Annotated in this window: 7 protein-coding genes; all 7 read left to right on the top strand. The window is 46.7% G+C overall.

Features of this window, described 5'->3' with window-relative positions; genetic code table 11:
• Positions 1-79: 79 nt before the first annotated feature.
• The 7 genes from V5J77_RS24465 (at position 80) to V5J77_RS24435 (ending at position 12,473) form a co-directional block, all read left to right on the top strand.
• Positions 80-352 (top strand): alpha/beta-type small acid-soluble spore protein, encoded by a 273-nt coding sequence (locus tag V5J77_RS24465; RefSeq protein WP_338553396.1) that lies wholly within the window; start codon positions 80-82, stop codon positions 350-352.
• A gap of 179 nt (positions 353-531) precedes the next feature.
• A complete protein-coding gene (gene metK / locus V5J77_RS24460; protein WP_338553395.1) occupies positions 532-1,734 on the top strand; it encodes a methionine adenosyltransferase in 1,203 nt (400 codons plus the stop codon).
• A 313-nt stretch (positions 1,735-2,047) separates the two neighbouring features.
• Positions 2,048-6,406, top strand: a complete 4,359-nt coding sequence (locus V5J77_RS24455; RefSeq protein WP_338553394.1) for an Ig-like domain-containing protein — start codon at positions 2,048-2,050, stop codon at positions 6,404-6,406.
• A 321-nt stretch (positions 6,407-6,727) separates the two neighbouring features.
• The gene (locus V5J77_RS24450) at positions 6,728-9,439 is read left to right on the top strand and encodes a stalk domain-containing protein (protein WP_338553393.1); all 2,712 of its coding nucleotides are present in this window, start codon (positions 6,728-6,730) and stop codon (positions 9,437-9,439) included.
• Between the two features lie 363 nt (positions 9,440-9,802).
• Complete coding sequence (locus V5J77_RS24445; RefSeq protein ID WP_338553392.1) at positions 9,803-10,963, top strand: sensor histidine kinase; 1,161 nt, start codon at positions 9,803-9,805, stop codon at positions 10,961-10,963.
• Positions 10,964-10,971: 8 nt separating this feature from the next.
• Positions 10,972-11,700, top strand: coding sequence for a response regulator transcription factor (locus tag V5J77_RS24440; protein WP_056036894.1), 729 nt, complete (start codon positions 10,972-10,974; stop codon positions 11,698-11,700).
• A 338-nt stretch (positions 11,701-12,038) separates the two neighbouring features.
• Complete coding sequence (locus V5J77_RS24435) at positions 12,039-12,473, top strand: hypothetical protein (protein WP_338553391.1); 435 nt, start codon at positions 12,039-12,041, stop codon at positions 12,471-12,473.
• The last annotated feature ends 163 nt before the right edge of the window (positions 12,474-12,636 follow it).

Raw genomic sequence — 12,636 nt, 5'->3', positions numbered from 1 at the left:
TAGATTATACGCTTGAACAAATGCCTTGAGGTTAAAATAAGAGCATGCTCCAATCATCCAAAAGTGAGGTGTTCTTATAATGAGTCGTTCTAATAAAGTAGCCGTTCCATTAAGCAAAGCAGCATTACAGCAAATGAAGTATGAAATAGCTGAAGAATTTGGACTTTACTCCTATGTATCCGACCCGTTCGGTGATGATACAGAGTTTGCTGGCGAGTTAGGAGCAGTACCACAAACGAGAGGCTCGGTGCATTGGTCACAGCTTTCAACAAGGCAAGCCGGTTCTGTTGGCGGTGAAATGACGAAACGCCTTGTAGCTCAAGCAGAGTCCGTTTTAAACGGTTATATTTAAAATATATCTTTACTCAAATTTAATTCTTATCGGGATAGTATCCATTGACAGGAAGCGACATTTTCGGTAACATACTTTATTAGAGAGTTGTAAAACAACCTTTTCCCTAAGGAAAAGGTTCGTTTTTTGTTTATAAGTTCTGAACTTATTTATACTAAATCTGTAGGAGGTTGATACGGGTGTCAATTAAAGGCCGTCATTTATTTACATCAGAATCAGTAACGGAAGGTCATCCCGATAAAATTTGTGACCAAATTTCTGATGCAGTTTTGGATGCATTCCTGGAGTCAGATCCTTATGCGCGTGTAGCGTGTGAAGTATCTGTAGCGACAGGACTTGTTCTCGTTATTGGTGAAATTAGCAGCCGTGCGGACTATGTCGATATTTCGGCAATCGCGCGTCGTACAATTAAAGAAATTGGGTACACTAGAGCTAAGTTTGGTTTCGACTCCAGCACTTGTGCGGTTCTGACTTCGCTTAATGAGCAGTCCGCTGATATTGCTCAAGGCGTTAATGCTGCGCTTGAAACACGTGATGGCAAAGATATTCAACAAGAGAACGAGGATATTGGTGCTGGCGACCAAGGCCTGATGTTTGGCTTTGCAACTAACGAGACACCTGAGCTTATGCCTCTTCCGATTGCTTTATCGCACCGTATTGCGCGTCGTTTGTCCGAAGTTCGTAAAAACGGAACTCTCGAGTATCTTCGCCCAGATGGCAAAACTCAGGTTACAATTGAGTATGTCGATGGCAAGCCGGTACGTGTTGATGCAATCGTTGTGTCCACACAGCACGCTGAGGAAATTAGCCTTGAGCAAATTCAAAGCGACATTCTTGAGCACGTTATTAAACCAGTTGTGCCAGTTGAATGGCTGGATGCTGAGACAAAATATTATATTAACCCTACAGGCCGTTTTGTTATCGGTGGCCCTCAAGGTGATGCAGGTCTTACTGGCCGTAAAATCATCGTTGATACGTATGGCGGTTATGCACGTCATGGCGGCGGCGCCTTCTCCGGTAAGGATCCTACAAAAGTTGACCGTTCTGCAGCGTATGCGGCTCGTTATGTAGCTAAAAACATCGTTGCAGCTGGTCTTGCTGATAAATGTGAAATTCAGCTTGCTTACGCGATTGGCGTGGCGAATCCGGTTTCCATCAGCGTGGACACTTATGGTACAGGCAAAGTGGCTGAAGAAAAGCTAGTTGAAGTGATCAGCAACAACTTCGACCTTCGCCCTGCCGGCATTATTAAAATGCTGGATCTTCGTCGCCCAATTTACCGCCAAACAGCTGCATATGGTCACTTTGGCCGTACAGATGTGGATCTTCCATGGGAACGCGTTGACAAAGCGGACAAGCTGAAAGCAGATGCTTTGGCTTAATTCATTTTTCTAAACTAAAGCCCTTCAGAAAAAAGTTGAGAACATCGGTTCTTTACTTTTCTGAAGGGTTTTTTGTGTAAATTAAGTTTGGAATATTGTTTGAAAAAGAAGTTAATTTATAAAAAAATAGACTCGAATATGAATAGACTTCCACTAAGCATTATCTCGAATGAGAATGCCATTCACAGAATATTTTTTAATGAGAAATGACGAATTATTCAAAATGGATGGAAATTATACGGAAAACCTACATTTTCGGCGCTCAGAAGCCGACAAATAAGGTACGAGTGTAAATTTTTGGGGAGTGAATGAAATGAGTCGTTACAAAATTAGTATTCTTCTAGTATTCGTACTCTTGCTACAAATTGCATTGCCGCCAAGCAGCAGCCTACTGACCAATGAAGTGCATGCGGCAGTCACTGGACCTGTTATTACAAGCAAATCACCAGCTAATACTTTTGGCAGCGTCGGCCTGTCTGCTCCGCTTTCCTTTACTTTTGATGAAAGTGTAATAAAAGGAACGGGTCCTGCTTCGATTACCATCTACAATTATACGAATAATTCACTATTTGAGACGTTTAATGTTGCGACAAGCAATCGTGTTACCCTTGATGCTGCCGGAAGAACGGTTACGGTACAGCCGAGTGCTTCCTACACCTTAAACACCGAATATTATGTATTTATAGACCAAGGTGCTTTTGTGAATGCGTCCAATGGTGCGAATTTTAGCGGCATATCCAATGCTGCGGAATGGAACTTCAAAACGGTAAGTCAGGTAGATAGTACACCTCCCGATTTGCGGTCTGTGGTGTCCCCTGCTCCTGAGTCGGGTGGAGCACCTATTACAACAATAATAACGCTCCCATTTAATGAGAATGTATATACAACATATGGGGCGATTACACTTGTTTCAGCTCCAAGTGCAACGGCGTACGACTCCAGAGAGATAGCCGTCAATTCTGTGCAGGTAGTAGGCAGCGGCACCTCAACCTTAACAATTAAGCCAACTGAGGCGCTTTATCCGAATACGACCTATACCGTTACGATTCCTAGTCATGTCATTCAAGACAGCTCGGGCAATCGCTATGCCGGAACGACATGGCGCTTCACAACTGCACCAGCACCAGTGAATGCAACAGGCTTATCCCCTGCAAACTCCGCAACATCTGTCGGAGTAAGCAGCTCCTTTAGCATGAGCTTTGATAAAAATGTGATAGCGAATGCTGGGAAATACATAAGTCTCGTACGCGTAAATGATAATTATGCGGATCGCTATCAGGCAACGGATACGTCCCGTATTATCGTTAGCGGAAATACCGTTACCTTTACGCCTCCAAAGCTGCTCGCGAACACACGCTATTATATTTTAATTGATGCAGGAGCCTTCGCAGACAGCTCGACTCGGGACTGGTTCCAAGGTATATCCAATGCTGCTACGTGGAGCTTTACGACGAGTCCAGGCGATGAAACCGATCCACCGAGGATTCAGAGTACGTATCCTGCTCATACGGCAGCAATCGGTACACTTAACTCCGGCATTGAAATTAACTTTACAGAGCCGGTTTATCCGAGCGCAGGCAACATTGAAATACGCAACTCGAATAATACGATTTTTGCCACTATTCCTGTCACTTCAAGCTATGTAACAGGTGGTGGAACGAGTAAAATTACGATCAACCCGAATAAGACCTTTATTAACAACTCGCAGTATTATGTGGTTATTGGCAGCGGTGCTTTCCGCGATGCCGCGGGGAACTATTTCGCTGGAATTACAGCAAACAGCTGGACGTTCAGAGTGACTCAAGATACGGTAAGACCAACAATTGAGTCGCAATATGCTGTTAATAATACGCAAAATGTACTTACAGATGCCTATTTCTCTGCTATTTTCAGCGAAACGATTGTAAAGGGCAGCGGAACAATAACGATTAGACCGGTCACCCCAGCGACAGGCGTAGTTGATATTCCAGCTAATTTCTACATTAATCCGGATAATAGCCGTCAGTTGGTCATCACGCTTCCAACAGGAACGACGATGGTTCCGAACACGAATTATTATATCGAGATTAGCCCAACGGCAATTTACGATCTGTCGGATAATGCGTTTCTAGGTATTCAGAACGCTTATCAGTGGGCTTTTAAAACAATAGGTGTCGATACGACGCCTCCTGCGGTCAGCAAGATGGAGGTCAGGGGCTCTACTATCGTCATGACGTTTAACGAGGATCTTAAAGCAAGCTCTGTCCCGGCCTTAAGCAGCTTCTATGTTACAGTTAATGGCGAGCGGCGGGAATTGCTGTCGGCCGTTGTAGCGGGTAGTACTGTTACATTGACGTTAGCGGGAACGCTCGTTAATATTCAGACAGTCAAGCTTTCCTATTCCAAGCCTACGACGACAACGGGCGGTATACAGGATATCACTGGAAATCAAGCGCTCAGCATTGCGAATCAGGACGTGGCATTTGCCGTAGATGCAACAGCGCCAACACTTTCCAGCGGGACGGCAACAGGCAGCGTTGTGACGCTTACGTTCAATAAAGCGCTGGCTTCCGTCAATAATTTGGCGTATCAGCAATTCCGTGTCAATATCGGTGGTGCTTCCTATACACCGACGGCTATTAGCATCAATGGCGCAGTTGTCACGATGAGTGTAAATGCGACGATTGCCAATCAATCCGTTTACGTTTCTTACACACCAGGCAGCTATCCGCTTAAAAGTACGGATGGAGGCACTGTGGCTGCCTTTAACAGCTACTACATTACGAATACGGTTGATGTGACGGCCCCAACCCTGCAAGGCGTATATGCAAATGGAAGCATCATTACGCTAAGCTACAATGAGTCGCTGAGTACAAGTGCCATTCCCCCTGTTAGCAGCTATACAGTCAGTGTGAATGGAAGCATTCGTTCAATTGTGCAAATTTCTGTGTCAGGCAGCCAAGTACTGCTTACACTGAGCTCGTCCATTAGCTTAAGCGATACGATCTATGTATCGTATAATATGTCTTCGCCTAGAGTAGTGGATTTGGCTGGAAACGCGGCAGCAAGTTTCTCTACACAAAGGGCATCTATGGGAAGCACAAGCAGCTCGCTGTCTTCAGCCGTCATTAAAGGAAACTCCCTTGTGCTTACATTCGGAGAAACGATGAATAGCTCCTATGTACCCTATACAACGCAGTTTTCAGTTCTGGCAGGAAGTACTACGGCGACAGTATCCAGTGTGTCCATTAGCGGATCAACCGTTACGCTGACGCTTGCAACGGCGATTGCTTCGACCAGTTCGGTAACCTTTAGCTATTATGCTTCAGGAACGACGCTTCGTACTTCATCGGGCAAAATCATTGAAAATATATTAAGCCAATCGGTGACGAACAGCTCGTCCATCATTGATTTGATTCCAGGGGAGTTTACCCAATCGTCCGATGGCGGGGTTCTAATGACGAGTGGTGCTTTTACAAAGACGTCCCATCAGACCGCATCAGGCAGATCGTCAGTGAAATATTCTATCTCAGCGGATAAGCTTGCTCCTGCCTATCAGGCGGCAAGAACGGCTAATCTCACGAAATCGCGAATTATCGTAGAAATTCCGAGTTCGGAAAATGCGGCTGTTGTAGCTGTGCCACTATCAACATTGCTAAATGCAAGCTCTATTAATACGAGTCCGTTTTTTGTTGTGAAATATAATGGCACATCATATGAAATTCCGCTGGGAGCTTTGAACTACTCAAGGCTCACTAGCACCGTGGGCTCCACGGGTGAGTTGCTTATCGAGATCGAGCTTGGTACGACATCACTCACAACAGCGCTGACGAATAGGCTGAATGTATCAACCATTTCGCTACTATCAGGAATTGTACATTTTCAGCTCTATGCAGTTAGTGGTACAATGAAAAGCGAGATTACAGAGCTTAACGGCTATGCGACTTTAAGCGTGGATACATCCTTGGCTGTAACGAGGAAAAATACGGCAATCGTACGGGTTGACCCTGTTGCGGGTGCATTGACCTACGTACCGACGATGTTTTCCACGTTGAGCGGCAAGACGGTTGCTACCTTTAGAAGCAAAAGCATCGGCGCCTTTGCATTAGTTAGCAATTCGGTCAGCCTTGTAGATATTAGCAGTCATTGGGCTGGACCAACTGCGCAGTCACTTGCCAACAAAAATATTGTTGCAGCGCGCACAGGCAACCAGTTCGTTCCAGACAGGCCAATAACACGCGGTGAGTTCGCAACGTATATTGCGAAGGGGTTAGGGCTTCCGGGCAACCAGGCAGCGGCTGCCAAATATTCGGACGTCAACATAGGCAGCGAGCTTGCAGCCTATATTGGAGCGGCCTCCGAAGCAGGCATTGTGCTTGGCTATACGGACGGAACGTTCAAAGCAGATAAATACATTCAACGCCAGGAGATGTCGGCAATGATGACGCGCGCAGCAAGTGCAGCTGGCGCCACCATTCAACTGCCATCTTCAGCCTCCACGTATTTGCAGCCATTTACTGATCGCAACAGCATCAGCTCATGGGCGCGTACGGATGCGGCAAAAGCGATTTATACCGGCATAATCGGCGGTAAAACTACAAAAACCTTTAGTCCTTTGACGAATGCAACCCGGGCAGAAGCAGTCGTCATGATCAAGCGTTTATTAGAGCATATTCAATTTTTAAACACGTAGTCCATTGTTACCAGCCCCGGGAAACCTTGCATAAAGGTTGTACGGGGCTTTTTTTAATAAGTACTTACAAATTTGGGGTTACATTTATTTGAGAGAGGACTGATGCCGCAGCGACAGGCGCTCACAGCAAGAAGCAGGCTCAGAGATGAACGCTGTTGCCATACGACAAAATTCGCAAAAATCGGAAGATTAGCGGAACTTTTTGCACCTCTTTATAGTCTATATTTAATAGACTTAGTAGATTAGGCTGCTGCCAACCTTCCTTTTTACTATTTTTGGCATGGGTGGGGCAGGGCCTGAGATGGGAGAGTTGCGAAAATAATGCGCAAGCTAGTAAGAGGATACGACCAAGATAAACGCGGGCTAGGCAAAAAGGTAGCTATTGTTATAATCGGAGGAGCGTTGCTCCTGCATCCCATTTCAGAAATTGCTCCGGCAAGCTGGAAGATGCTTAAAATAGAAACGGCCGCAGCGGCAGGCAGCGGAACGCTAAAACAGCTGCAGGAGTCCTATGTGACATCCGGCGCCAAACGAGTCGATTATCTTTGGACGACAACACGCAGCGGGAAAACGGCGCAAGCGAACGTCCATGTCATAGAGGTCGATCTCACGAATAAGTACGTGCAGTTGAATGCGCTGAGCGGCAAAAACAATACGATTGGCGATCGTGATACGATTTTGAATATGGCAAAAACGAGTGGAGCGGTAGCCGGCATTAACGGCGACGTCTATGTGACGACGGGCGAAGGCTCGCCGATGGGGGCGCAGATTACTAGCGGAACGCTCATGACGACGCCGATGCAAATTAAAGGCATGTATGCTTTTGGAGTCACGAAGGACCGCCAGCCGAAAATCGACAGCTACAGCTTCAGCGGCACGGTAACTTCTGCAGGCGGATCTTCCTTTGCCCTTTCTGGCATTAACCAGTCGGCTTATACGCCGGATAGTGGAGACTCTACATACAGCCACGCCAACACGATGTATATTTATACGAGCGCGTGGGCAGGCACGGAGCGTCCGAAAAATTCTGCCGCCTTGCCGACCGAAGTGCTTGTTCGCAATGGCGTTGTCGAGCAGATTTCTGATGGGACTGCGCTCACGATGGCGGCACCTAAAGACGGGTATATTTTACGCGCCAACGGTACGGCAGCTAAATTCATTCGTGCCGAGATTAAGGTTGGGGACAAGCTGAAGTCAGACTACTCGTTAGTCTCCCAAACGACGGGAAGCAAAGTAGATCCTAATCAATTCGAAATGATGGTTAGCGGTCATACGATTCTGGTTAATAATGGGGCAGCATCAACATTCTCGCGAAGCATTACAGGTGTTAGTGGAGCGGCGTACCTTTCCCGTTCAGCCGTGGGCTATTCCAAGGACGGTACAAAGGTATATCTGATTACCAGCGAACAGTATGGAGACAGCAAGGGCGTGAATTTGGCGGAGCTGCAGCAGATTATGGTGAAGCTTGGCGTCTACAAAGGCATAAATTTGGATGGCGGCGGGTCAACAACGATGATCGAGCGCCCGCTGGGGCAGTTTGCCCTGCAATCGGCGCATTCCACGACTTATGGGACGACGATGCGCAGCGTAGCCAGTGGAATAGGCGTGTTTTCTACAGCGCCTAAAGGAGAAGTAAAAGGCATCACAATAGGAGGCACGAATGCCCTGCTTATTGGACAGCAAGCCACCTTTACGGTAAAAGGTTACGATACCTATTACAATCCGGTAGCGGTTGACGGCACCAATGCTAAATGGAGCAGCTCCTCGGCGATCGGCACCTTCAAGGGCGCGGACTTTACGGCCACTAAAGCGGGCTCTACGACTATTAGCGTCAAGTCTGGGTCAGCGAGTGCTACCTACAAGGTAGATGTTGTCGGACAGGATCAAATTGCGTCGATGACGATTGACAGTGCAGCAGGCATGCTTTCCAAAGGAGCAACTGTATCGGTGCCAGTAACGATGACCTTGAAAAATGGCAAAAGCTATAAGCTGAGCGGCGATTCGCTAAAATGGGAGTTCGTAGGCTTTACCGGCAAAGTATCGGGCGATACGCTTACCGTGCAATCGGTCAACGAAGGTGCAACAACTGGTTATGCCATCGGTCGTTATGATGGCTATCCGACAATGCTCCCGCTTACGCAGGGAGGCTCGGAGAAGCCGCTTGAGGATTTTGAAAATGTGAACTACGGCATTTCGACACAGCTAACGCCATCGGCCACCACAAAGGGCAGCGTCAAGCTGACTAGTGATTTGGCGGGTCAGACATCAGCTAAAGCTTTGCAGCTGACGTACGATTTTAGCGCAGGAACAGGGACGAAGGCAGTCTATGCAGTGTTTAACGGCACTTCTGGCAAAACGGTTGAAGGCTCGCCTACGGCCATGACACTTGATGTTTTTAGTGATAAGAGCCTCAATTGGCTGCGGGCGGAATTCACCGATGCCGATGGCAAATCACATCTGGTGGATGTGGCGAAGCAGCTCAATTGGAGCGGCTGGAAGACGGTGAAGGCTGACTTATCGTCTTATGGGATGAAATATCCGGTTAAGCTCAAGCGAGTATACGTCGTTACAATAGCCGAGGGTGCGGATGAGCGCGCGGCAACTGGCACGATTGGCATTGACAATATGAAACTACAATATCCGGGCGAAGCCGCGAATTCCCAAGCGAAAGACATTGTCATGACGATTGGCAGTAAAGCGGCCTCCATTGGTGGCAAGGCGACAACGCTTGACGTAACGCCAATTACGCTTAAGGGCACGACCTACGTTCCAATCCGTTTCGTATCCGAAGCGCTTGGAGCCAATCTTCAATGGGACAATAAGCTGAATCGGGTGACGGTATTTGATGGCGCTCATTTGCTAGAGATGGTTATTGGAAAGAAAGAGCTTGTGGCAAATGGCAAGCGCTCCACAACAGAGGTTGCGCCTATTGTGCGGAACAATCGTACGCTCATTCCCATTCGACTATTTTCGGAGCAGCTGGGACTTAAGGTAGGCTTTGATAATAGCACGAAGAAAATTACCATTAACTAGGGCGTGTCTGAGAACGCTGAGGGCAGCCAATTTTGCCGAATTTTCGTTCTATGCAAGGCGCGTTTGTGAAGGCGTACCGGGGGTACGGCAAGCAAACGGAACGAAGCAGGGGGCGAGAAGGCGGTGAAAGGGGCCACTGAACGGGTTTTCAGACACGCCCTAGGGAGGAGCTCTGACTGGAGTTGCAGGAGGAGAGGCAAGTAGAGGGATTATTGCCTAGCATACATGGGTAATTATTCCTTTATTCCCTCTCCTTCCCGCAGTAATCGACAGCTAGAGTTCAAGGCGAAGGAGGCGGCGGACTATGCAATTGTGTTATGATAGTCTAAAAGAACCTTCTATTAGAAAGGTTGCCGATGGTTTATGGATCAACATATTTTAGATATTAACCGTGTCATTACGAATGCGACGCAGGTCATGGAGGACAGCAAATTTCAGATTTTTGAAATATGCGAGGCTGCACGCGCTGAGCTTGAATCACTGGAGCAGGAGCTCGAAGTCGTCATTCAGGAAACGGTAAAGACGATTGAACGCGTTGACAAGCTTGAGCTGGATTACCGGCAGGCGAGAATACGCCTAACGGAGGTTAGCCGTGATTTTGTCAGATATAAAGAAGAGGATATTAAATCCGCGTATGAAAAAGCGACGCAGATTCAGCTGGATTTAATGGTTTGCCGCGAGAAGGAAACGTATTTAAAATCAAGACGGGATGATCTTCAAAAGCGTGTGCGCAATGTGGAGTCCTCGATTGAGCGAGCGGAGATGATTGCTTCGCAAATCAATGTCGTATTGGAATATTTGTCGGGCGACCTCAATCAGGTTACGCGTATTTTAGAATCCGCTAAAACAAGGCAGCTGATCGGCCTGAAAATTATTTTAGCACAAGAGGAAGAGCGCAAGCGTATAGCCCGTGAGATCCATGACGGACCGGCGCAATCTCTTGCAAATATTGTCATGCGTACGGAAATTGCAGAAAGAATGTTTCTAAAGAAGGAATTTCAGCTAGTACAGGACGAATTAGTAGATTTAAAGGGTCAGGTTCGTCTAGGGCTCGAGGAAATTCGCAAAATTATTTTTAATCTGCGTCCAATGGCGCTTGATGATTTAGGACTTGTACCCACGCTGCGCAAATTTGTACAGGATTTTGAAGAGAAAACCAAAATACATACTGTATTTGACCTTACGGGGAGAGAGATTCGGATGCCTTCCGCCATGGAAGCTGCTATATACCGTTTGGTTCAAGAAGCCTACTCCAATGCGCTTAAGCATGCCAATGCCTCTTACGTTACTTTAGACATGGTCTATACCTCAGATTCAGTTACTATCACCGTATTCGATAATGGAAATGGATTCCAACAAGAGCTCATTCAGGTGCATAACGGAGACAACTCGCATTTTGGGTTAGTAGGCATGCAGGAAAGGATTGACCTCTTGGAAGGGAAGATGGACATAGACTCAAATGTAGGAAAAGGTACGAAGATTATATTTAAAATTCCTATTACAGCGGAGAACAGAAAGGAGTAAGATGACGAATGAACCAAAGCGCACCTAATCATAAACGTAAAATTAAAATTTTGCTTGCTGATGATCATCAGCTTTTTCGTGAAGGATTGAAACGTATCTTGAATATGGAGGAGGACCTGGAGGTCATTGGCGAATGCGGTGACGGTATTCAGGTACTCGAATTTTGCAATCATACGATTCCGGAAATTGTCCTGATGGACATCAATATGCCGATTGAAAACGGGGTCGTAACGACCGAACGGCTTAAGACGATTTTCCCAGATGTGAAGGTTATTATTTTGTCCATTCATGATGATGAGAGCTATGTATTCGAGACGCTTCGGAAGGGAGCGACAGGCTACCTGCTGAAGGATATGGAGGCGGAAGCTCTCATTAATGCTATTCGCTCTGTCGTTAACGGACATGCCTACATACATCCTAAAGTCACAGGAAAGCTGATCAACCAACTGCGTCGTATGACGTACTTAGATGAGATGGGTGTCGTATCTGGCGCGGCGGCTGCGAAGGAGCCAGGCGTGAAATTTGTCGCTGGCGACGACAATCCATTAACACGGCGTGAGGCTGAAGTATTGCGTCTGATGGCTGAGGGCAAAAGCAATAAGCTTATCGGCGAGTTTCTATTCATCAGCGAAAAAACAGTTAAAAACCACGTCAGCAGCATATTGCAAAAGATGGAAGTGGATGATCGTACGCAAGCCGTTATCAACTCCATTAAGTTTGGCTGGGTTACGCTGTAATTTTGCTGGCAGGCAGTAGCTGCTTATATGAATGAATGAAGTGTCAGTAGTGAAACAGGTTACAAGAAATAAATAGGCATGAAAAAAGAGCTTCCAGAACCATAGTAATATGGCTGGAAGTTTTTTTGCGCTTGCCTAGTGTAACGGAAATCGTTTAGGGCAAAAGGATTTAGCACAAGGGTTTATTTTTTTTCTCCAAGAGTTATGCGCTTGTCCGCTAATGGTGGAACCACTAGGCGCCAGCAGGCATATAATGCAGAACAAGACATGTTGGGGGCAGGCAGAGCGGTCGGTAGAGGAGACCGAGACTTGAAGTATTTTATAGGAGGTGCGGTGCCATGATCAATATTTTTTTGATAGTCGTGGGCTGCTACGTGCTGGCAGGCTTTCTGGTGCATGTTATATACCGCTTGAAACGCCATCGGCAGCATTCCACCAGGCACTATGTACTGCTTTGCGGCAGTCAGCATGCTAATATGGAACGGACTATTCGATCCTTTTTCGCATTCTCGCGTTGGATGGGTGTTGATGTGCAATTGACAGTCATAGATGCCGGACTTGGTGAGCAAACGCGGGAAATAGTTGAGAGGATGAGTCATGCTCATGAGAGAATAAGGCTCTATAGGCCAGAAGCTGGGATTGTGAAAAAAGAGGCTCAACAGGAAAAGGGCTGGTTATGGGAGCTTAAGGGGAATGGTTTGATTATCGGGTCAGAGCCGCCCGTACTTATTGATCTCCAAAATCCGGAGGATTTATCGAAGCTGCCTTTTTAGGCCGGTCAATGACCATGAGTAGGTTCTCATATATTAAAATGAACAAGTATTAGGTGAGGCTGCTGTTGCTGGGGTAGAAATACAAAGATGAGCAAAGGAAAGCGAGAGTAGAGGTCAAGCAGTTGCACTTTTCTGAGTCTATTGCTTGAGAATGGGTTTAGCT

This window comes from Paenibacillus sp. KS-LC4 (genome assembly GCF_036894955.1).
Lineage (GTDB): Bacteria > Bacillota > Bacilli > Paenibacillales > Paenibacillaceae > Pristimantibacillus.
Note: the sequence above shows the minus strand (reverse complement) of the source record. Positions and strands in the feature narration are given on the sequence as shown.

Excerpts from the sequence above, each read along its gene's own strand:
- V5J77_RS24465 (WP_338553396.1), top strand. The coding sequence starts at position 80 with ATGAGTCGTTCTAATAAAGTAGCCGTTCCATTAAGCAAAGCAGCATTA.
- V5J77_RS24455 (WP_338553394.1), top strand. The coding sequence starts at position 2,048 with ATGAGTCGTTACAAAATTAGTATTCTTCTAGTATTCGTACTCTTGCTA.
- V5J77_RS24450 (WP_338553393.1), top strand. The coding sequence starts at position 6,728 with ATGCGCAAGCTAGTAAGAGGATACGACCAAGATAAACGCGGGCTAGGC.
- V5J77_RS24445 (WP_338553392.1), top strand. The coding sequence starts at position 9,803 with ATGGATCAACATATTTTAGATATTAACCGTGTCATTACGAATGCGACG.
- V5J77_RS24440 (WP_056036894.1), top strand. The coding sequence starts at position 10,972 with ATGAACCAAAGCGCACCTAATCATAAACGTAAAATTAAAATTTTGCTT.
- V5J77_RS24435 (WP_338553391.1), top strand. The coding sequence starts at position 12,039 with ATGATCAATATTTTTTTGATAGTCGTGGGCTGCTACGTGCTGGCAGGC.